We start from the raw sequence: 20309 nt of genomic DNA, 5'->3' as shown, positions 1-20309 counted from the left end.
GAGGAAAAGCCACACATGACGCAAAGCCAGTCGAGGCCACGGAATCCGGCCAGCTGGCATCCCGCAGCACAGGAGCGGGAAGGCCTCTGGATACTGACGCGGCTGCGCGACTTCATCGACGATATCGCCAACACCTCCCCCGCCCGGCTTGCCCTGACCGTGTTTGCCGCCGTCTGCCTTCTATTTACGTTCCTGCTCTCGCTGCCGGCCGCGGCGGCGGATGGGCAGTCCACTCCCCTGCATCAGGCCATGTTCACTGCGGTATCCGCTGTCTGCGTTACCGGCTTGACGGTGGTCACAACTGCCGTCCATTGGTCCTTTTTCGGCCAGCTGGTGATTCTGATCGGCGTGTTCATCGGCGGCCTGGGCACGCTGACGCTTGCGTCACTCCTCGCACTGATGGTGAGCAAGAGGCTCGGGGTCCGCGGCAAGATCATCGCGGCGGAATCGATGAATAACGCCGGACGCCTTGGTGAAGTGGGCGCCCTGTTGCGGATTGTCATCACCACGTCTGTGGTGATCGAAGCCGCCCTTGCCCTGGTCCTGATCCCCCGGTTCCTCGTCCTGGGCGAGAGTTTCTGGGGTGCGGTCTGGCATGGGTTCTTCTATGCCATCTCCTCGTTCAACAACGCAGGATTCACGGCCCATGCAGACGGCATCGTTCCCTTCGCCAGTGACTTGTGGATACTTGTTCCGATCATGGCTGGTGTATTTTTCGGCAGCCTCGGATTTCCGGTGGTTATGGTTCTGCTGCAGAACGGCCTGAACTGGAAAAAATGGAATCTGCACACCAAGCTGACCATTGAGGTTTCACTCATCCTCTTCGCAGCAGGAAGCATCCTTTGGGCGTTGATGGAGTGGGACAATGCCCGGACCATTGGCTTGCTCAGTTTCAGTGACAAGATCCTGAATTCCGTCTTCGCGTCAGTCCAGATCCGTTCCGGCGGCTTCAACCTGGTGGACCAGAACCAGCTGGAGTCCACCACCATGCTGCTGACCGACGCTCTGATGTTCGCCGGCGGAGGATCGGCATCCACGGCGGGCGGCATCAAGGTGACCACGATTGCCGTCATGTTCCTGGCCATTGCGGCCGAAGCCCGGGGCGACGCCGACGTGAAGGTCCACGGACGCACCATCCCGGAGGGTGCCATGCGGGTGGCCATTTCCGTTATCGTTGCGGGGGCAACCCTGGTTTCCGTTGGATCGTTCCTGCTGTTGTCAATCAGCGGTGAATCTTTGGACCGCGTCCTCTTTGAAGCCATCTCCGCTTTTGCCACCTGTGGCCTGAGCACGAACCTGAGCGCTGAGGTACCACCTGCCGGTGCTTACGTGCTGACAGCATTGATGTTTATGGGACGTGTGGGAACCGTGACCCTCGCCGCAGCCCTTGCCCTGCGGCAACGCAGGCAGCTTTACCACTATCCGGAAGAGAGGCCCATCATTGGCTAGTTCCACAGAAGTCGGCAGGCGTCCCGCCCACAATGCCCCCGTGCTGGTGGTGGGGTTGGGACGCTTCGGCTCAGCGACTGCCGAGCAACTGGTCAAACAGGGCCGGGAGGTCCTTGCCATCGAGCGCGACCGGAGCCTGGTGCAGAAGTGGGCCTCAACCCTCACACACGTGGTGGAGGCCGACGCCACGAACATCGACGCCCTCCGCCAACTTGGCGCGCAGGAATTCAGCTCCGCCGTCGTGGGCGTCGGCACGTCCATCGAGTCTTCGGTACTGATCACCGTCAACCTCGTGGATCTGGGCATCGAACACCTGTGGGTGAAGGCCATCACGCCGTCGCACGGCAAGATCCTCACCCGCATCGGCGCCAACCACGTCATTTACCCCGAGGCCGACGCCGGCGTCCGCGCCGCGCACCTGGTGTCCGGCCGCATGCTCGACTTCATCGAGTTCGACGACGACTTCGCCATCGTGAAGATGTACCCGCCGCGCGAAACCGTGGGCTTCACCCTGGACGAGTCCAAGGTGCGCTCCAAGTACGGTGTGACGATCGTCGGGGTGAAGTCCCCGGGCGAGGACTTCACATACGCCCGCCCGGAAACCAAGGTGTCCTCCCGTGACATGCTGATCGTGTCCGGGCACGTGGACCTGCTGGAACGGTTCGCCGCCCGCCCCTGACCCTTCGCTTAGGGTTTTGTCCAGATATGGTGACTTCCAGGCCGCGGAAGCCTCCATATCTGGACAAAAGCTCCGGGTTAGCCGAGCTGGCGGGTGATCTCCGCTGCCCGGTCTGCCGCTGCGCGGGCGCCGGCGGCGATGATGGAGGGCATGCCCCGCTCATCAAAGGTGGCGATGGCCCGCTCCGTGGTGCCCTTGGGGCTGGTGACCGCTTTGCGCAGGGCGGACGGGTCTGCGCCCGGCTCGGCGAGCATGAGCCCGGCGCCGGCCACAGTTTCGCGGGCCAGGAGCAGTGACAGTTCACGGTCCAGGCCCAGTTCCTCGCCGGCCGCGGCCATCGCCTCGGCGAGGTAGAACGCGTATGCGGGCCCTGAGCCGCTGATGGCCGAGAGGGCATCCACCTGTTCCTCGGGGACCTCGACGACGGTTCCTGTGCCCTGCAGGATGTCCTTGACCTTTTGCAGCTGTTCCGGGCTGCAGTTGGTTCCCGGCGACACGGACACGACGCCGCGGCCCAGTTTGGCCGGGGTGTTGGGCATGGTCCGGATGACCGGCTGGCCTGCCGGAAGGGCGGCCTCGAGCTGGGCGATGGACACGGCCGCCGCCACGCTCACCACCACGGTGTCCGGTGCCAGGGCTCCGCTGATTTCCCGGGCGAGGTCGGTGATGCCTACCGGTTTGACGCCCAGGATGACCACGCCTGACCCCTTGGTGGCCTGCTTGTTGTTGTCCGGCTCCTCCTCGCCGGCGATGGCCGTGATCCCGTGGTACCGTTCGGCCAGTTCCGCGGCATGCTCAGCGCGCCGGACGGTGGCGACGATGTCCGCCGGATCCGTTCCTGCTTCCAGCAAGCCACTCAGGATGGCTTCGTTCATGGACCCACAGCCAAGGAAGGCGATTCGGTTGCTCATGGCTCCATCATTGCAGTTAGGCATGGCCCGTGCCGATTCCTTACGCCACCATCTCCCGAACAGCGCTGCACGTATTCACAGGTTGCTCCCATGTTCAGTGCAGGTAGCTCACATCTGGCGCCCCTACTGTGGTTATTACCTCATTGAGGGTGCGAGTGATGCGGCAGGCATGGGGATGCCTGCCAGGGCACCGGCGGCCGGCAACAGGTTTTCCCCCATTTTCCTGTTGCCGGCCCCGGTGTTTCCGCTTTTAAGCAGCCTTCCGCCCCTTTAGCAGCCTCCGGCCCTGCTCCCCGAGGGCAGGCAACTACACGGCGGCCCGGACAGCCTGCGGCGGCGCAATGTGCGGCGCGGGCTCGAGCGGCCCGTCGAAGACCAGCTGGTCGAGCCGCCGGAGGATGAGGCCCTCACGCAGGGCCCAGGGACAGATCCGCAGCTTCTTGAACTTGAACAACTCCAGTGCGGCCTCGGCAACCAGCGCCCCGGCCAGCAGCTGGTGGGCACGCGCTTCCGAGACACCCGGCAGGTGCAGCCGGTCCTCGGCCTTCATGGCGGAAATACGCTGGGCCCAGATGCCCAGGTCCGTGGCGTTGAGCTCGCGTTTGACGTAGGGACCGGCATCGCTGGGGGCTGCCCCGGCTATCCGGGCAAGGGACCGGAAGGTCTTCGACGTGCCGGCAACAACGTTCGCCCTGCCCAGGCTGTCGAACTCACGGACAGCCGGCTTCAGGGTGGCCCGGATGTAGCGCCGCAGTTCCTTGACGCTCTTGGCAGTGGGCGGATCATCGGCGAGCCAGTCACGGGTCAGCCTGCTGGCGCCGAGCGGCACCGAGGTGGCCAACTCAGGCAGCTCATCCTGTCCGAAGGCCATTTCGAAGGACCCGCCCCCGATGTCCAGGTTCAGGATGGGCCCGGCGCCCCAGCCGTGCCAGCGCCGGACGGCGAAGAACGTCATGGACGCCTCCTCGCTGCCGCTGAGTTCCTGCAGCGTCACCGTGGTTTCATGCTTGACCCGGGCCAGCACCTCCGGCCCGTTGGTTGCTTCACGGATGGCGGAGGTACAGAAAGCCAGCAGGTCTTCGGCCTTGTGCCGGGCCGCGAACTCCCAGGCTTCCAGGACGAACTCCGTAAGCTCGTGCTGCCCGGCATCACTGATGCTGCCGTCCGGTTCCAGGTACTGGACCAGGGACAGGGGGCGCTTGTGCGAGGCAAACGGAACCGGCCGCGCGCCAGGGTGGGCATCCACCAGCAGAAGATGGACAGTGTTGGACCCGATATCGAGGACGCCTAGCCGCATGGTGACATTATTCACCGGCGCGGGCGCCGTATTCCAACTGGGCACCGCGGTGCGCAGCCCGTTGACGTGCTCAGATGCCGGCAGGGTCCTCCGGGGCGGTGTGCGGAAGCTCGTCCGCGCGCTTGAAGTCGCGCTTGATGTTGGCCACGCCCTCCGGGTTGATTTCGAAGCCGTAGGCAGCGCCTGGGTTGATCACCATGCCCAGCTCCTCACCTATGTTGGCGATGATCGCTGCGCCCTGGGTGCCCAGTACGTTCGGTGCGGCATCCAGGTACTGCCGGTCCACCCGGCTCGGGTGTGAGAAGACGGCCAGGACGGGGTCACCCTCGGCATTGGCCAGGACCAGCGGCTCCACCTGGGAGTCCTCGCCCTCCACCGTATCAGAGCTGATGATGTAGACCTCGCTGTTGAGGAAGGACAGGATGACGTCCACGGGACTCGCGTCCGGCTGTCCGCCCTTGGCGAGCTGCTCCTCGAGGTCGTTCAGCGGAGTGGGGTCGGCAATTGCAGGCTGTTCAGTCATCCCCCTACCCGATCACGTTCGGGTGCCCTGTGCAATTCCCCGCCGGTGGCCGGGCCGCTGCCCGGCCACCAGCCTACTTCTTCGCCGTGGCCTTCTTCTTGGCCGGCGCCTTCCGGGTGGCGGTGCGCTTGACCGGCCCCTTGGCACGCTTCTCGGCGAGGAGCTCCACAGCCTGTTCCCGCGTCAGTTCCTCCAGGGAGGTGGCGCGGGGAACAGTGATGTTGGTGATGCCGTCGGTGATGTAGGGCCCGAAGCGGCCCTCCTTCACCACGATGTTCTTCTCCGACACCGGGTCCGGGCCGAACTCCGCCAGCGGCGGTACGGCTGCACGGGCACCACGTTGCTTCGGCTGGGAGTAGATCTCCAGCGCCTGCTCCAGCGTGATGGTGAAGATTTCCTCTTCCGAGCCGATGGACCGGGAGTCTGTCCCCTTCTTCAGGTACGGGCCGAAGCGGCCGTTCTGCACCGTGATGGCGTTGCCCTCGGCGTCCTCGCCCAGGACCCGCGGCAGGCTCATGAGCTGCAGTGCCTCGTCCAGGGTCACCGACTCAACCGTCATGGACTTGAAGAGCGAGCCGGTGCGCGGCTTGGCCTTGACCGGTTTCTTGGGCGGCTTGGGCTTGCCGTTCTTGTAGTACTCGACGGGCTGGGCGGCGATCTGTTCCTCGGTCATCTCGGGGATGATCTCGGTGACATACGCGCCGTAGCGGCCGTTCTTGGCCACGATGGTGTGGCCGGTGTGCGGGTCGGTGCCCAGCACGCGTTCCTCGGGGGCGGCGGTCTCCATCAGCTCGATGGCCTTGGCAGCCGTCAGTTCGTCCGGGGCAAGGTCCTCCGGGACGTTCGCGCGCGCCGATTCCACGATCTCCCCCGTCTTGGGGTCGACAGTGGCCGCGGAGCTCTCCAGGTACGGGCCGAACTTGCCCACCCGCAGGGTGATCTCGTCGGTGATTGGAATAGAGTTGATTTCCCGCGCGTCGATCTCGCCGAGGTTGTTGACGATGCTCAGCAGGCCGGGATCGGAATCCTCTCCAAAGTAGAAGTGGCGAAGCCAGGAAGCACCCACGGCCTGGCCGTTGGCGATCTTGTCCAGGTCGCCTTCCATGTCGGCCGTGAATTCGTAGTCCACGTAGTCGCTGAAGTGCTGCTCCAGCAGGCGGATCACGGAGAACGCGATCCAGCTGGGTACCAGGGCGGAGCCCTGTTTCCGGACGTAGCCGCGGTCTTGGATGGTGGAGATGGTGGACGCGTAGGTGGACGGCCGGCCGATGCCCTTCTTTTCCAGCTCGGCGGTCAGCGACGCTTCGGTGTACCGCGGCGGCGGTGAGGTCTCGTGGCCCACGGCCACGATCTCCGACGCCGTGAGGGCGTCGTCCTTGGCCACGTTGGGCAGGCGGCGGCCTTCGTCGGAGTCGTCGTCCCCGCGGGTCTCGTCCTTGCCCTCCTCATAGGCGGCGAGGAATCCGGGGAAGGTGATGACGGTGCCGGAAGCGGAGAACTCTGCGTCCCGGCCGTCCGATGCCACCGCACCGAGCCGGATGGTGGCCGTCGAACCCTTGGCGTCGGCCATCTGGGAGGCGACGGTCCGCTTCCAGATCAGCTCGTAGAGCCGGAACTCGTCGCCGGAGAGCTGCGAGGCAACCTGCGCCGGGGTCCGGAACGAGTCGCCAGCGGGACGGATGGCCTCGTGGGCTTCCTGCGCGTTCGCGGCCTTGTTGGAGTAGACCCGGGGCGAGCCCGGAATGTACTCGGGGCCGTACAGCTCCGACGCCTGCCGGCGGGCGGCGGTGATGGCCTCGTCGCTCAGCGCCGAGGAGTCCGTACGCATATAGGTGATGTAGCCGTTTTCATACAGCCGCTGTGCGATCTGCATGGTGCTCTTGGAGGAGAACCGCAGCTTGCGGCCTGCTTCCTGCTGCAGCGTCGAGGTGGTGAACGGCGCGGCGGGGCGCCGCGTGTACGGCTTGGTGTCCACCGAGCGGACGCGGAAGTCCGCGTCCTGGAGCCCGGCGGCAAGCGACGAGGCAAGTTCCTCGTTGAGGTGGGCGACGTTCTTGGAGACCAGGACGCCGTCGTCGTTGAAGTCACGGCCGGTGGCGACCTTTGCACCGTCAACGGCGGCGAGCTTGGCCTTGAAGGAGCCGGCGTCGGCGCCGAACTGGCCGGTGAGGTCCCAGTAGGACGCCGCCTTGAATGCCATGCGTTCGCGTTCGCGGTCCACCACCATACGGGTGACAACGGACTGGACGCGGCCGGCGGACAGGCCGCGGGCCACCTTGCGCCACAGGACGGGAGAGATCTCGTAGCCGTAGAGGCGGTCCAGGATGCGGCGGGTTTCCTGTGCGTCCACCAGTGCGGAGTCGACGTCGCGCAGGTTGCCCATGGCGCGCTGGATCGCTTCCTTGGTGATTTCGCCGAACGTCATCCGGTATACCGGGACCTTGGGCTTGAGCACTTCCAGCAGGTGCCACGCGATGGCTTCGCCCTCGCGGTCCCCATCGGTTGCGAGGTAGAGTTCGTCGGCGTCTTTGAGCGCCGCCTTGAGTTCAGTGACCTTTTTCTTCTTGTCCGCGGACACCACGTAGTAGGGCTTGAAGTCGTGCTCGATATCGACGGCGAACTTGCCTACCGAGGTTTTCTTCAGTTCTGCGGGAAGCTCAGACGGCTGCGGCAGGTCGCGGATGTGACCGATGGAGGCCTCGACAATGAAGCCCTCGCCCAGGTACTTGGCGATGGTCTTGCTCTTGGCCGGAGACTCCACAATCACGAGTTTCTTGCCGGTTTTGGCCTTGCTTGGCACGGTGCTCCTACAGAAAAAGGTTGCTGGGGCAGATGAGCCCATATTGGCCTAGTTCACCATATTTTGGACAATTGTGCGCATTCGGTGTGGAAAACCCTGCGGTGCGCAAAGGCTCCGAATGGCTCAGCCGTGGGCCGGAACCAGGAAGCCGTCGCGGACCAGGTTTTCCACGTCGGCCAGCAGCGCGCTGCGGAAGCTGCCGGCATCGAATTCCGTGCCGGCGCGGTCAATGCCGCCGCCCAGGAGCGCCTCCAGGGCGCCCGCGATCTGGCCGGCGGTCAGGTCGCCGTCGCAGGCCGACACGAACCCGGCGAGTTCGGTGCTGAGCAGGTTGGTCCGCCGCAGCCCGGCCCCCTGGCGGAGCAGGATCACGCCCGGATGCTCCGCGCCGGGCCGCTGGTGCCGTTCCTCGGTGACGTCCTCCGCCACCAGCAGGTGAGTGTCCTCGAGCCTGTTGGCAGCGAGCCAGTCGCAGCGTTCGACGGCGGCGCCCAGGTGGGGACCGATGGGCTGCTCGATGGGGTAGGTGATTTCCTCGAAGCGACTGACGGTGGCCTGCCCGCCAGGCAGGGGACGGCGGAGCCAGACCATGCCGAAGCCGATCCCTTCCACGTTCCGGGACTCGAAGTCGCTAAGGTAGGCGGCGTAAGCATCCCGGTAATGCTGCCGGTCACGGCCTTCGGACGCGTCCTGCAGCCAGGTCTCGGCGTACTGCTCCGGGCTGACCTGCTCGCGCTGGATGAACCATGCGTCCGTGCCGGGCCGGACCCAGTTCCTGGGCCGTTCGTGCCACTCCGCGTCGGCTGTCACCTCCCAGTTGCCGAGCATCTGCGCCGTGCCGCCCGGCGCCAGCACGCCGGGCAGGTCCGCCACCAGCGAGGAAACGATGTCATCGCCCGGCAGCCCGCCGTCGCGGTAGGTGAACTGTCCCGCGGCGTCCTCTCCGGCGCGGCGGGGCGTGATGACGAAGGGCGGGTTTGACACCACCAGGTCAAATTCCTCGCCGGCTACCGGTTCCAGGAGCGACCCCAGGCGGAGGCTCACGCGGTCCTCGAACCGGGCCGGGTCCACGGAAAGGGGCTCGGCGTTGAGCAGGATGTTAAAACGGGTGAAGGCGAGCGCACGTTCTGAAATGTCCGTGGCCGTCACGTGCTCGCAGTGGTGCAGCAGGTGGAACGTCTGGATCCCGCACCCCGTGCCAAGGTCCAGAGCCCGCCTGGTGTGGCGGCGGATGGTGGTCTGCACCAGGGTGGTGGAGGCCTGCCCGATGCCCAGGACGTGGTCATGCCGGAGGACCCCCTCCTGCTGGTGGGCCGCGAGGTCGCTGGCCACCCACAGCTCGGCCCCGCCGCTTCCATCCTCATTCGCGTCCCAGCCGTAGGGGCGCAGGTCAGCCTTGGCTGCCAGCAGGGTGCTGCCGGACACCGGCTGCACCAGCCCCAGTTCCAGGAGGCCCCCGCTGCGGATGCCCGGGAGGGCGGCGTCCAGCACGTCCCGTTCCTGCGGTTCGGCCAGGAGCCAAAGACGGACGACGGCGGCAAGCGGCCGGGCACTTTCGTCCCGCCGGGCCGCGCGTTCGGTGGCCAGCAGGGCCGGGATGATCTGGTCCCTGTTGAGTGCCGCCGAGGCCGCGGGCCCAAGGAGCTGCGCGACGCCATCGAGGGTGTATCCGGTCCGGCGCAGGTCCGCTGCGAGGGCCGACAGCAGTTGGGGAAGGTCGCTGCGCGGGGCGTCGGGGATGCTGCCGGCGGAAAACTCGTATGGGGATCTAGGCACCGGTCAAGTTTAGTCCGGCGGTCCGGGCAGGGGCGGACGGGGTCTCGTACAAGGGGTGTCCTGTCCGCGGGGTAGCGTTGAAGCATGCCTTCTCCGCTGCCCCTCCTTCCGCGCGCCCGCCGCCGGGCTGCCGTCCCCTGCCGCCCGCTGAAGTCCGGAGGGCTGCTGCTGGCTGCCGTCATGCCCGCCGCGGCGCTTGCCCTGGCTGCTTGTTCCCCCGTGGTGTCGATAGAGAACGCGGACGTGCCGCAGTGGCAGGCCACTGCCCTGCCTTCCGCCGCGGGAGCCGTGCTGTCGGACGCCGGGAAGATTCTGAACCGGGACCACATCGTGCAGGAAGCGTCCAGCGTTCCGGCCGGACGCTACACTCTGACGGCCACCTGCGAAGGCGGCGGAAAAGCCTTCTTCGCGCTATCACTTAACGGCACCCAGGTGGTGGACGCCGGGGCGGCCTGCAACGGCAGCCGGGAAGTCACCAGGATCACGTTGCCCGAGCCCGGCACGGTGGAGGTCAGCACCTCCAGCGTCGATGCCCCGCTCATCTACGCCTACCATTTGGTGCCCGCCCGATAGCGGTCCTTCCGCTCTGGCCCGCCGGGCCTTGCAGGCTTAGAGTCGGACTATGCCCACCGTGCGGAGGCTCTCCGCGCCCCTTTCCGGAGGGACAGCACGGGCACCGCTGGCGCGGAGGCCGGCGGCCGCCGTCGTCCTGGGCCTTGTGCTGGCAGCCGGGATGGCGTTGGGCGGCTGTGAATACACGTACGACGACGGCCGGGACTGGTCGGGCGTCCCGGCGGAACCTTCCGTTACTCCTGCTCCGGCCTTCACCCGCGATGCACTGCGGCGCGACCCCGTGCCGGAAGGGGAACTGGAGGCGTGGGTGGAGCGGACCCTGCCCGACCCCCCGCAGCCGGTGGTCCATGCAGGGGCCGGGCTCCTTGCCGCCGCGGAAGTGCGGACGGAAACCACTCCGGTGCTGGAAACCGGCACCTACGCTCTGGCCCTGGCCTGCCGGAGCCAGCGGCGGGTCGATTTCGTTGTCCGCAGTGATGCGCTGACCCTGGTGGACCTGGGGCTGAGATGCGGGGTCAACCGGGAGAACGTCATCTACCTCTCCGCCGAGACTTCCTTGAGCATCACGGTGGAGGCCAGGACCGGCGCCAACTTTGCCTACCGGGTGCGGCGGCTGTGAGGGCGGCTTGTACGTGGCCGCGCTGCAGCCGACCGGCTGAAGCTGTGGCTCAGGCGGCGCAACCCTCGGGGCAGCGCAGCGTTTCGGGGCTTGCGGCGCATTCGGCGCAGTACAGCGTGAGGGTGCGGCAGCTGGGGTTGGAGCAGTTCTCGAACTTGCTGGTGGGCGCGGAGCAGCGCGTGCATTGGCCGATGGTCTTGGCGTCTTCGCTGAACTCGAGGTGCATGCGCTTGTCGAAGACGTACAGGGAGCCTTCCCAGAGGCCCTGGTCCTTGAAGGTTTCGCCGTAGCGGACGATGCCGCCGTCCAGCTGGTAGACCTCTTTGAAGCCGCGGTTCACCATCAGGCTCGAAAGCACCTCGCAGCGGATGCCGCCGGTGCAGTAGGTCACCACCGGCTTGTCCTTCAGGGCGTCGTACTTACCGGAGTCCAGTTCCTTGATGAAGTCATGGGTGGTGGCGACGTCCGGGACCACGGCATCCTTGAACCGGCCGATCTGGGCCTCAAAGGCGTTCCGGCCGTCGAAGAAGACCACCTCTTCGCCGTCCTGTTTCCGGGCGTCCACCAGCTGGTGCAGCTCTTCGGGCTTAAGGTGCTTGCCGCCGCCCACCACACCGTTCTCATCCACCTTGAGCTCGCCGGGTGCGCCGAAGGAGACGATCTCGTCGCGCACCTTGACGCTGAGCCTTGGAAAGTCCTCCGCGCCGCCGTCGGACCATTTGACGTCGATGCCGCGGAAGCCCTTGTATTCCCGTGTGGTTTTGACATATTGCTTCACCGCGCCGATCTCGCCGCCCACGGTGGCGTTGATGCCGTCCTTGGAGATGATGATGCGCCCGGTCAGGCCCAGCTTCTCGCAGAGGGCACGCTGCCAGAGACGCACTGCGTCCGGGTCAACGATGGGGGTAAAGCCGTAGAAGAGCACGATTCGGTTCAAAGCCACGTGTTTAAGGGTACCGGCTGGGGTCCGTGCACCTGCGCCGTTGGGCTGGCCCCGAGCACCCGTACCGGCGTCCGGAACCTCCTCCATCACAATTGCGTAAGCACCCTGTTGCTGGCGTTCAGGCTGGAATAGTGTTCATGCCATGAGTCCGGAAACCATGATTGAAGACATCACTGGCCTTCTTGAAGTGTGGGTGGCTGGCTGGGCCGGCTGCCGCGGGTACCAGACATCCACAGAGGGCCGTTTCCCCGCTGCACTCCGGGCGGACACGAGCGGCGAATGGGAATACTTCGCGTCCGACCCCACTGACGACGAATTCGCCGCCCTGGCTGCCAAAACCGCAGAGGTTCCGCCCCGCGTCCTGACGATCCTCACCAACGACATCCCCCGCTATGCAGCCATGGCCGGCAGGCACGGGCTAAACGTCACCTCGGATAGCCAGACCATGATGATCGTTGACATGGAGACGCAGGATGCCGAGGACCCCTGGCTTTCCGACGACGACCTGACCTTCTCCGCAACCGAGCAGAACGGAGTCCACTACGCGGAGGTGCGATCCGGCGATGCCCTGGCCGCGAGCGGCCGGGTGTTTGTGGTGGGGGACACCGCCGTGTTCGACAAGATCATTACCGAGCCGGGGTTCCAGCGCCGCGGACTGGGCAGTTTCATCATGCGGGCCCTTGCCGCGCAGGCGTTCGAGCACGATGTCACCACAGGGCTGCTGCTGGCATCCGTTGACGGCCAGAAGCTCTACTCGCATCTGGGCTGGAGCACGGTCTCGCGCGTGCTGATGCTGTCCGCATCCCACGACGGTTCGGATCTGTCCCTGAGCTGACCGTTCCCTCCTCTTTGTCCCGCAGCCCCGGTTCGCCCTTGGGGGAACCGGGGCTGCGGTTTCCCCGCGGGTGAAACAATGTTGGGGTGAACCCCCATGACTCCCTGATTCCCATGCTGGGCCGCGGCCCGGATCCGGAACAGCTCCGTCATGTCCGCACCCTGCCGGCGCGCGCGGCGGTCCACGCACCATGGCCGGACTGGGTCCATCCGGACCTGGTGGACGCCTACACTTCCCTGGGCATCCGGGAGCCCTACCGGCACCAGGTGGAAGCCGCCGGGATCGCGCACGGCGGCGGCCATGTGGTGGTGGCCACCGGCACCGCTTCGGGGAAGTCGCTGGCTTACCAGCTGCCAGCGCTGGATGCCATCCACCGGTCTGAACTGCGTGTCCTCGCAGATCCGGGAAAGATCCACGACGACGGTGCCGTCACCCTGTACCTCTCCCCCACCAAGGCGCTGGCCGCCGACCAGCTGAACGCCATCCGCGCCCTGAAGCTTCCCACCGTCCGGGCAGAGACGTACGACGGCGACACCGACCCCGCCTCCCGGCGCTGGATCCGCGACCATGCGAACTTCATCCTGGCCAACCCGGACATGCTTCATTTCGGCATCCTTCCCAACCATGCCTGGTGGGCGGGGTTCTTCCGCCGGCTGCGCTATGTGATCGTCGACGAAGCCCACAGCTACCGGGGCGTGTTCGGGTCCCATGTGGCCAACCTGATGCGGCGGCTGCGTCGCATCTGCGCTTATTACGGAGCCGGCACCTCCTTCCCCGAACCCGTGTTCATAGCTGCCTCGGCAACGGCTTCCGACCCCGATGCCTCCTTCTCCCGGCTGATCGGCGCCCCGGTACAGGCCGTTTCCCGCGACTGTTCACCCCACGGCGCCACCACGGTGGCCTTCTGGGAACCGGCCCTGAGCGAAGTCAGGGGCGAGAACGGTGCGAAGGAACGGCGGACAGCCGTGGCCGAAACAGCCGACCTGCTCGCCAATCTGGTGTCCGCACAGGTGCGGACCATCGCCTTCATCAAATCGCGCCGCGGCGCGGAGACCATCTCCACCATCACCAAGCGCCTCCTGGACGAGGTGGACCCCAGCCTCCCGCAGCGGGTGGCCGCCTACCGCTCGGGGTACCTCCCGGAGGAACGCCGCGCCGTGGAAAGAGCCCTCCGCTCCGGCCAGCTCCTGGGCGTGTCCAGCACCTCGGCTCTGGAGCTGGGCATCGACATTTCCGGCCTGGACGCGGTCCTGGTGGCGGGCTGGCCCGGAACCAGGGCCTCCCTGTTCCAGCAGATCGGGCGTGCCGGCAGGGCCGGCCAGGAGGCGATCGCCGCCTTCGTGGCCAGCGACGACCCCCTGGACACCTTCCTTGTGAACCACCCGGAAGCGATTTTCGACGTGTCCGTGGAGGCCACGGTCTTTGACCCATCCAATCCCTATGTGCTCGGCCCGCACCTGTGCGCTGCGGCCGCCGAACTCCCCCTGGGTCCTGGGGAACTGGACCTGTTCGGCGGAACGGCAGGGGCACTCCTGGACAAGCTCGTGGCGCAGGGCTACCTCCGCCGCAGGCCCGCGGGCTGGTTCTGGACCCATGCCCAGAGCGCTGCGGCGATGGTCAACCTCCGGGCGGACGGCGGCGGGCCGGTAAGCATCGTGGACGCGGACACTGGTTCCCTGCTGGGCACCATGGATTCGCCACAGACTCATTACCAGGCGCACAACGGCGCGGTGTACATCCACCAGGGCGACAGCTACGTGGTGGAGGACCTGAACGAGGAGGACCACTGCGTGGTGGTGCGCCGGGCCAACCCGGACTACTACACCACCGCCCGGGACGTCACCCAGATTGAGGTGCTGGAGACCCATCGCACCATGCAGTGGGGCGACATCACCGTCCACTTCGGCGACGTCAAGGTCACCACGCAGGTGGTTTCCTTCCAGCGCAAGGCCCTGATTTCCAACGAGATCCTGGGTGAGGAACCGCTGGACCTCGGAGCCCGGGACCTCTTTACCAAAGCCGTGTGGTTCGTGGTGGACAACAGGTCGCTCACGGCCGCCGGCCTCATCGAAGCCCAGTTCCCGGGTGCGCTGCACGCGGCCGAGCACGCCGCGATCGGGCTCCTGCCGCTGGTGGCGTCGAGCGACCGGTGGGACATCGGAGGCGTCTCTACGGCCCTGCATGCCGACACCGGGGTGCCCACCATTTTTGTCTATGACGGTCACCCCGGCGGGGCCGGCTTTGCCGAGCGGGGTTTCGACAAGGCAAAGGTGTGGCTGGCCGCCACCCGGGATGCAATCAAGGCCTGCGAGTGCGACTCCGGCTGTCCGTCCTGCGTGCAGTCGCCCAAGTGCGGAAACAAGAACAACCCGCTGGACAAGGACGCCGCCGTCACACTGTTGGACGTTCTGCTGAGGGAGGCCACGGAGCAGCCGGAGACCACCGGGCAGCCGGACGCCGCAGGGCCACAGGAGGCGACCGGGCAGCAGGGCATCGGCGAACCAAGCGCCGGCTCACGGCGCGCCTAGGGAATCCCACCGGGTGGAGGTCCTGCCCGGGAATGGCCGCTGGCCGGACCCAGAATGGACCCGGCCAGCTGCGTCCGGACCTCTAGTGTCTGGCCCGGGCCCGCCACGCAGCTGACGACCACCGCTGCGTGGCGGGCGGCCACCGCCGCCGCTACTGCACAGGGTTGGCCGTCGGCCAGGCCGCGGAGCGCATCGGCACCGGCAAGGGCAGCGAGGTCCGCGGCAGATGCCGCCCTGCTGGCCAGCACCGCCGATTGGGCCAGCAGCATCACCATGGCCGCGACGAGCAGGACCACCAGCGCCAGGCCGGCGGCAAGGACCGTCCCGGAGCCCCGCTCGGCCTGGTCGTCAGGGGGCGCAACGAGCGGCGCAATGAGGCCGCTGCCGCGCCGCCTGGAAGTACTCCGGCGGCCAGGCGCCGGCCCGTTGCGCGCGTGAGCCTCCGTCACCTGGTCCCCCTCCAGTCAGTCAGTCCACCGGCTGAGGATGCTGGGGGCGCTTCGCTGCGCGTGGAGGCGCGGGCGGTCAGGATCCAAGGAATCCAGGAGCCCAGCGGCCCGGCCACACGGTCCGTGACAGTGATGCTGTACCAGCCGCCCTCCGCTGCGACCGCGGCTGCTGCCGTGCTGCCGGCCAGTGTCCTGACGGTTCTCTCGACCCTGGCGGGATCATCGCCCCTCGCCAACGCCCGCGCACCGGCCCGCGCCCCTTCCTCGATCCGCAGCTGGGTTGCCCCTGCCGCAGCCCCCGCCAGGAGCATGGCCAGCAGGGCCAGCACCGCGGGAAGCGCCACGGCGAACTCGGCAGTGACCGCGCCGCGTCCCGCGTTCGACATGCTGCTTCCGTGTCCGGGCCCGCGCTTGCAGTGTCCCCCGGTGCCGGCTTCCCGGCCTTCCGGGCAGCAGGGAACGGTCCGGGTTGTCCGGTGCTGGAGCGCGGCCGGCGCAGCGGTCACGGCAGTGCCAGCGCGGTGCGGATCAGGGTCAGCAGGAAGCCGCGGACCTCGTCGCTGCGGAGGATGAAGACAAGGAGGCCCGCCAAGCCAACCGCAGCAAGTGTGGCGATGGCGTATTCGGCGGTGGCCATGCCCGCCTCCGAACCCATCAGCCTGATGGTTCCGCTGTGCTTCCGGGGCAGGCGTGCGCCTGGGTGGAGCTCCACAACGTTGGCTGGCAGGATGCTGCCGGTGTTCATCCGTGCCCTGCGGGACCTGTTGCCTTCCCGGTCCGGAGCGGCCGGACGGAACGCGGCAGGTCCGGCATGTCCGGCGTAGTACCGGCGGTGGTGGTTCATGGACATGTGGTGTTTCCTTTCCTGGGGCCGGTGATGTTGCCGGCTGTCTTGACTCTTCCGCTCCCGGGCAGGACCGGTAAGTGCGCGGGTGGCCTAAGTGGATAAGGCCGGGCTCCCGGCCGGTGTGGAGGGAAAGACGTGGCTAACTGCCGGAGGGCACCAGGGCCAGCAGGACAGGAACCACGCCCAGGCAGATGAAGGCCGGGAGCGAGCAGAGTCCCAGCGGGACGACGAGTTTCACGCCGAGCGAGGCTGCGCGCTTCTCTGCCGCCCGGAATCTCTCCCGGCGCAGCCTTGCTGCCTGGGCATAGAGGATGGCCGATGACGGGGCGCCGGTGAGGGCGGCGAAGCCAAGGGCGTCACGCAGTTCCAGGATCTCGGGGAGCCGGACGGCTGAGCTGCGCCAGGCGGTCTCCCAGTCGGCGCCGATGGACAGGGCGGACACTACCGGCCGGAGCGCCCCGCGGTACCGGGTTGAGGCCGACGCTGCCACAAGTTCCAGTGACCGTCCGATGCTGGAACCTGCGTCCAGCATCGCCGCCACCAGTTCGAGCATCATGGCGGTATCTCGCAGGCCAGGCCCGCCCCGGTTGTGTGTGGTTCCTGCCTCGCCGGCGGACGGAACAGCCGGGGCCAGTTTGTTGATGCGCAGGAGACGAAGGCGTTTCCTCGCCGTCCATTTGTCCGAACAGATGAGGCAGGCGGCAGCTGCAAGTGACAGGAAGACGGCGGCGGCCAGCGGGACGTTCCCGCTCATGGCACTCCTGCCCCGGCGGCGGCCGACACCAGTCGCGCGGACCACACCCGGCCGGCAGCAGTGAGCGCTATCCCGGCCGCCAGCGCTGCCAGGCCCAGGGGTGTTCCCAGCAGAATGGCAAGAGGATCCACCCCCAGCGCCGCTCCCAGGCCCAACCCCATCAGCGGCAGCCAGGTCAGCAGGGTTACGGTGGCCTTTGGGCCTGCCAGGGCCGTCTGCCGGGCAGCGTCGGCGTCGTCCTCCACTTCGAGCTGGGCCGCGAATCGTGTAAGCACATCGGCGAGGGGACATCCGCTGGCTTCCGCGATGTCGAGGCAGGCCGCCAGCTCGGACCAGATCCGTGCTTCACGGTCCCGGACCGTGGACGTCGAATCCAAGGTCCTGCGGATGGCCTCGGACACGGGCCGGCCGCCTGCTGCTGCAGCCCTGGCAGCGGCAAGCACGGCCACGGAACCTGCCGACAGTCCGGCGCCGGGCCGCCGCTCCTTCTGGCTGGCGGCACGGTTCCGGTCCGGGGACTGCACAGGATGCGGTCGGAAGAGTTTGGCCGGAGGGTGCGCCGGCGGCGCACCGCTGCCCGCCGTCCCGTAGACCACCCACAGTTCCTCCCAGAGCCGGCCGGGCGTCCGTCCGCCTTTCAGCAGGGCTGCTAGTTGCTGGACCACCAGGGTCAGGGCCGAGGCTGCCGGCTTACTGCCCCGCCCCGCCGAACGCTCCCGCTTCCGCAAAGCCCAGGGCATGGTGAACCGCCCGGCACCGGCAAAGGACACAGCCCGGTAGTGTCCTGCCGCGCGGCGCAGCCTGGCCGGGGCCCCATGTGGCGGCCTCAGCAGCAGGACGGCCGCCAGGACGAGGGTGGCGGCCAGCAGCAGGATCACAACAGATCCCCCGCCCGGATCCCCAGCCGGGCCGCGAGCGCCGGCCACGCCGGGCCGGGCACGCCCGCAGCGGCTTCCAGTGCGGGAACGACCGCCAGCCCGTCCGGGCCATCACCAATGACGCCGATACAGGACACTTCCCGTCCCCGGGAAGTCCGCTCAACGTGGATGACGATGTCAAGGGCGCTTGCTGCCTGGAGCCTCACGGCGTCCGGGCCCAGCCCGGCCAGGGCGCCCAGCGCGGTCAACCTGGCGGGCACCGCGGCGGCAGTGTTCGCATGGATGGTGCCGCCCCCGCCGCTGTGGCCGGTGTTCATGGCCGTGAGGAGCTCGCGTACCTCCGCTCCGCGGCACTCACCCACCACCAGCCGGTCCGGGCGCATGCGCAGCGCCTGCCGGACCAGTTCGCCGAGGTCCACCTCGCCGCCGCCTTCCAGGTTCCCGTGCCGGGACTCGAGCGACACCACGTGCGGATGGAGGGGATTCAGTTCTGCCGCATCCTCGATCAGGACAAGCCGCTCCTCCGGCGAGCACAGCCCCAGCAGGGTTGACAGCAGGGTGGTCTTGCCTGACCCAGTGGCACCGCTGACCAGGAAACTCAACCTGCGCTCCACCACTTTTCTAAGGACATCCTGCAGCCGTGGACTGAACATTCCGGCCGCGCCAAGTTCGGCCATGGAGAAGACCCGTTCCCGGCGGATACGGACGCTCAGCAGGGTACCTGCCGTGGAGACCGGAGGGAGGACGGCGTGGACACGGTAACCCCCGGCCAGGCGCACATCCACGCAGGGTGAACCGTCGTCCAGCCGCCGGCCGCCGGCTGCCACCAGCCTGCAGGCCAGCACCCGCAGCTGGGATTCGTTGTCGAAAACGATGGCCGTGCGTTCGATGCCGCGGCCCCGGTCCACCCACACAGAATCCGGTGCGTTCACGAAGATGTCCGTGGCGGCCGGATCGCGCGTGAGTTCCTGGAGCGGACCCAGGCCGTTCAGCTCCGCGCTGATCCGTTCCGCGGCGGCCAGGGCACCCGCTGTGCCCAGGAGCTTTCCCGTGGCCTGCACGGCGGCTGCCACCCGCGACGGCGTAACCGCACCTGCCTCGGCCATCATTGATTCCCGCACGGATTCCAGCAGCCCGGCGTCAACCCGGCGCCGGCTGTCCTGTCCACGGTTGTCGCGCCGCCGGACAGGGCCCGGGCCCGGCACCAGCGGCCCGGGGTGTTGCCTCATGCCAGTTCCTCCACAAACATGTCGTCGCCCAATGCGTCAAGGACGGATGCGGCGAAGTGCCGGATACTTCGCCGCTTGCCCAGGTCAAGGAGCCGTCCGGCCTCCACCGCGGCGGCCACCCCGCGCAATTCCGGCACCCGGCCCTGGATGGGCAGCCCAATGGCGTCGGAGAGCAGAGGCCCGTCCAGCGCGGAACCCGGCTTTCCGCGGACCAGGAGGGCAGCCTCAACCGGAGGGAACTCCTGGAGCAGCCGCGCCGCCGCCACGGCAGCTTTGAGCTGTGCGGGAACCACCACCAGAATCCGGTCGCAATCCCACGTGAAGGCCTGGAGCGGCTCTGTCCGCCGGCCTATATCCACCACCACCAGTTCGTAGCTCCGCCGGGCAGCGTCCAGTACACCCACGGTGGTGGAGGCAGCCACCGGAACCGGCTGGTCCCTGCTGGCGGGCCATGACAGGAAGGAGAACCCGCCTGCAACGGGCAGGGAGTCCGAAAGCTGCACGGGATCGATGCTGCCCCGGGCATCGGACAGGTCCGGCCAGCGCAGGCCCGGGTGTTCCTCGGCGGCGATGGCAAGCTCCACTCCTCCGCCCCAGGGGTCGCCGTCCACCAGCAGCACACGGACCCCCAGGCCGGCGGCAGCCTGCGCGATCCAGACGGCCGCAGTGGTGGCCCCGGCGCCACCGCACCCGCCGGTCACGCCCAGCACCAGTCCGCCGGGTGCAGGCGATCGCGACCGGCTGAGATGGTCGGCCAGCCATGCTGCGGCGTCCGGGAGCACCGCCACCCGTTCAGCCCCCAGGGCAGCGGCCAGGTGCCACAGGCTATCGCCTTCCCCGTCCAGCCCCACCAGCACCGCGGGTGCCCGGCGCCGCGGCGGCAGTTCCCGGATATCACTGCCCACCAGGACCGCGCCCGCCCCTTCCCAGTGCCGGCCGCTTTCGGCAGCGTCAGCAACGACACGCAGATGCGCGCCGGCGGCCGCCACAATCCGCTCCACCTCGGACCGGAGGAGGGCGGACGCCGTCACCAGCAGCACCTCGTCAGCACCGGCCGGAAGCCATGCCCCGGCGGCGTCGTCCCCCGGGCCGGCTCCGGTATCCGCCGTCCCGGCCGGCACCGGGCCGGAGGACCGCGCGGAACTGCCAGCACTGCCTGGATCTGTGTGGGACGGGGTCAACTGGTGCCTGCTCATGGAGCCACTCTCCACGGGCGGGC

The 20309-nt window shown here is 67.7% G+C and carries 19 protein-coding genes; 6 read left to right on the top strand and 13 right to left on the bottom strand.

Features of this window, described 5'->3' with window-relative positions; genetic code table 11:
* The first annotated feature begins 15 nt into the window (after nucleotides 1-15).
* Nucleotides 16-1449, top strand: a complete 1434-nt coding sequence (locus tag AC5RT3_RS14285) for a TrkH family potassium uptake protein (RefSeq protein ID WP_494124487.1) — start codon at nucleotides 16-18, stop codon at nucleotides 1447-1449.
* Nucleotides 1450-1489: 40 nt separating this feature from the next.
* Nucleotides 1490-2128 carry a potassium channel family protein gene (locus tag AC5RT3_RS14280; RefSeq protein WP_494010357.1) on the top strand — a complete coding sequence of 213 codons (639 nt, stop codon included), beginning with the start codon at nucleotides 1490-1492 and terminating at the stop codon, nucleotides 2126-2128.
* A gap of 77 nt (nucleotides 2129-2205) precedes the next feature.
* Here AC5RT3_RS14280 and proC read toward each other — a convergent pair whose 3' ends face one another.
* The 5 genes from proC to AC5RT3_RS14255 all read right to left on the bottom strand — a co-directional run bounded on the left by proC (nucleotide 2206) and on the right by AC5RT3_RS14255 (nucleotide 9435).
* The gene (proC, locus tag AC5RT3_RS14275; protein WP_494124486.1) at nucleotides 2206-3039 is read right to left on the bottom strand and encodes a pyrroline-5-carboxylate reductase; all 834 of its coding nucleotides are present in this window, start codon (nucleotides 3037-3039) and stop codon (nucleotides 2206-2208) included.
* Between the two features lie 307 nt (nucleotides 3040-3346).
* Nucleotides 3347-4336: a Ppx/GppA phosphatase family protein gene (locus tag AC5RT3_RS14270; RefSeq protein ID WP_494009961.1), complete on the bottom strand. Its 990-nt coding sequence runs from the start codon at nucleotides 4334-4336 to the stop codon at nucleotides 3347-3349.
* A gap of 70 nt (nucleotides 4337-4406) precedes the next feature.
* Nucleotides 4407-4859, bottom strand: coding sequence for an SseB family protein (locus AC5RT3_RS14265; protein ID WP_494102698.1), 453 nt, complete (start codon nucleotides 4857-4859; stop codon nucleotides 4407-4409).
* A 73-nt stretch (nucleotides 4860-4932) separates the two neighbouring features.
* Nucleotides 4933-7659, bottom strand: coding sequence for a type I DNA topoisomerase (topA, locus tag AC5RT3_RS14260; protein WP_494009959.1), 2727 nt, complete (start codon nucleotides 7657-7659; stop codon nucleotides 4933-4935).
* Between the two features lie 123 nt (nucleotides 7660-7782).
* Nucleotides 7783-9435, bottom strand: coding sequence for a DUF7059 domain-containing protein (locus tag AC5RT3_RS14255; protein ID WP_494124485.1), 1653 nt, complete (start codon nucleotides 9433-9435; stop codon nucleotides 7783-7785).
* 84 nt (nucleotides 9436-9519) lie between these two features.
* On the opposite strand from AC5RT3_RS14255, the gene AC5RT3_RS14250 reads away from it, so the two are divergent.
* Nucleotides 9520-10008: a DUF6023 family protein gene (locus AC5RT3_RS14250; RefSeq protein WP_494009957.1), complete on the top strand. Its 489-nt coding sequence runs from the start codon at nucleotides 9520-9522 to the stop codon at nucleotides 10006-10008.
* Between the two features lie 49 nt (nucleotides 10009-10057).
* The gene (locus AC5RT3_RS14245) at nucleotides 10058-10627 is read left to right on the top strand and encodes a DUF6023 family protein (protein ID WP_494009956.1); all 570 of its coding nucleotides are present in this window, start codon (nucleotides 10058-10060) and stop codon (nucleotides 10625-10627) included.
* Between the two features lie 49 nt (nucleotides 10628-10676).
* Here the strand turns inward: AC5RT3_RS14245 and trhO are convergent, their stop codons facing one another.
* Complete coding sequence (gene trhO / locus AC5RT3_RS14240; RefSeq protein WP_494009955.1) at nucleotides 10677-11570, bottom strand: oxygen-dependent tRNA uridine(34) hydroxylase TrhO; 894 nt, start codon at nucleotides 11568-11570, stop codon at nucleotides 10677-10679.
* A 142-nt stretch (nucleotides 11571-11712) separates the two neighbouring features.
* Here trhO and AC5RT3_RS14235 point away from each other — a divergent pair, with 142 nt between their 5' ends.
* Nucleotides 11713-12405, top strand: a complete 693-nt coding sequence (locus AC5RT3_RS14235) for a GNAT family N-acetyltransferase (RefSeq protein ID WP_494009954.1) — start codon at nucleotides 11713-11715, stop codon at nucleotides 12403-12405.
* A gap of 86 nt (nucleotides 12406-12491) precedes the next feature.
* Nucleotides 12492-14933, top strand: a complete 2442-nt coding sequence (locus tag AC5RT3_RS14230) for a DEAD/DEAH box helicase (RefSeq protein ID WP_494124484.1) — start codon at nucleotides 12492-12494, stop codon at nucleotides 14931-14933.
* Here AC5RT3_RS14230 and AC5RT3_RS14225 read toward each other — a convergent pair.
* From AC5RT3_RS14225 to ssd, 7 genes are all read right to left on the bottom strand, one after another.
* Complete coding sequence (locus tag AC5RT3_RS14225) at nucleotides 14930-15382, bottom strand: Rv3654c family TadE-like protein (RefSeq protein WP_494051697.1); 453 nt, start codon at nucleotides 15380-15382, stop codon at nucleotides 14930-14932. The genes AC5RT3_RS14230 and AC5RT3_RS14225 overlap by 4 nt on opposite strands.
* On the bottom strand, nucleotides 15379-15768 hold the full coding sequence (locus AC5RT3_RS14220) for a TadE family type IV pilus minor pilin (RefSeq protein WP_494051698.1): 390 nt from the start codon (nucleotides 15766-15768) through the stop codon (nucleotides 15379-15381). The genes AC5RT3_RS14225 and AC5RT3_RS14220 overlap by 4 nt, the downstream gene beginning before the upstream one ends.
* Nucleotides 15769-15884: 116 nt before the next feature.
* Nucleotides 15885-16232: a DUF4244 domain-containing protein gene (locus AC5RT3_RS14215; protein WP_494051699.1), complete on the bottom strand. Its 348-nt coding sequence runs from the start codon at nucleotides 16230-16232 to the stop codon at nucleotides 15885-15887.
* Nucleotides 16233-16368: 136 nt separating this feature from the next.
* Nucleotides 16369-16983, bottom strand: a complete 615-nt coding sequence (locus AC5RT3_RS14210; protein WP_494051700.1) for a type II secretion system F family protein — start codon at nucleotides 16981-16983, stop codon at nucleotides 16369-16371.
* Nucleotides 16980-17861 carry a hypothetical protein gene (locus tag AC5RT3_RS14205; RefSeq protein WP_494124483.1) on the bottom strand — a complete coding sequence of 294 codons (882 nt, stop codon included), beginning with the start codon at nucleotides 17859-17861 and terminating at the stop codon, nucleotides 16980-16982. Before AC5RT3_RS14205 ends, AC5RT3_RS14210 begins: the two co-directional genes overlap by 4 nt.
* Nucleotides 17858-19090 carry a TadA family conjugal transfer-associated ATPase gene (locus AC5RT3_RS14200; RefSeq protein ID WP_494124482.1) on the bottom strand — a complete coding sequence of 411 codons (1233 nt, stop codon included), beginning with the start codon at nucleotides 19088-19090 and terminating at the stop codon, nucleotides 17858-17860. Before AC5RT3_RS14200 ends, AC5RT3_RS14205 begins: the two co-directional genes overlap by 4 nt.
* Nucleotides 19087-20286 (bottom strand): septum site-determining protein Ssd, encoded by a 1200-nt coding sequence (gene ssd / locus AC5RT3_RS14195; RefSeq protein ID WP_494124481.1) that lies wholly within the window; start codon nucleotides 20284-20286, stop codon nucleotides 19087-19089. Before ssd ends, AC5RT3_RS14200 begins: the two co-directional genes overlap by 4 nt.
* Nucleotides 20287-20309: the final 23 nt, after the last annotated feature.

It is taken from the genome of Arthrobacter sp. Y3221159 (assembly GCF_059089885.1).
This window is presented reverse-complemented; position numbering and strand designations above follow the sequence as displayed.

Coding starts and splice junctions, on each gene's coding strand:
- AC5RT3_RS14245 (WP_494009956.1), top strand. CDS start 10,058: ATGCCCACCGTGCGGAGGCTCTCCGCGCCCCTTTCCGGAGGGACAGCA.
- AC5RT3_RS14200 (WP_494124482.1), bottom strand. CDS start 19,090: ATGAGGCAACACCCCGGGCCGCTGGTGCCGGGCCCGGGCCCTGTCCGG.
- AC5RT3_RS14215 (WP_494051699.1), bottom strand. CDS start 16,232: ATGTCCATGAACCACCACCGCCGGTACTACGCCGGACATGCCGGACCT.
- AC5RT3_RS14265 (WP_494102698.1), bottom strand. CDS start 4,859: ATGACTGAACAGCCTGCAATTGCCGACCCCACTCCGCTGAACGACCTC.
- AC5RT3_RS14220 (WP_494051698.1), bottom strand. CDS start 15,768: ATGTCGAACGCGGGACGCGGCGCGGTCACTGCCGAGTTCGCCGTGGCG.
- AC5RT3_RS14250 (WP_494009957.1), top strand. CDS start 9,520: ATGCCTTCTCCGCTGCCCCTCCTTCCGCGCGCCCGCCGCCGGGCTGCC.
- AC5RT3_RS14235 (WP_494009954.1), top strand. CDS start 11,713: ATGAGTCCGGAAACCATGATTGAAGACATCACTGGCCTTCTTGAAGTG.
- proC (WP_494124486.1), bottom strand. CDS start 3,039: ATGAGCAACCGAATCGCCTTCCTTGGCTGTGGGTCCATGAACGAAGCC.
- AC5RT3_RS14210 (WP_494051700.1), bottom strand. CDS start 16,983: ATGAGCGGGAACGTCCCGCTGGCCGCCGCCGTCTTCCTGTCACTTGCA.
- ssd (WP_494124481.1), bottom strand. CDS start 20,286: ATGAGCAGGCACCAGTTGACCCCGTCCCACACAGATCCAGGCAGTGCT.
- AC5RT3_RS14285 (WP_494124487.1), top strand. CDS start 16: ATGACGCAAAGCCAGTCGAGGCCACGGAATCCGGCCAGCTGGCATCCC.
- AC5RT3_RS14270 (WP_494009961.1), bottom strand. CDS start 4,336: ATGCGGCTAGGCGTCCTCGATATCGGGTCCAACACTGTCCATCTTCTG.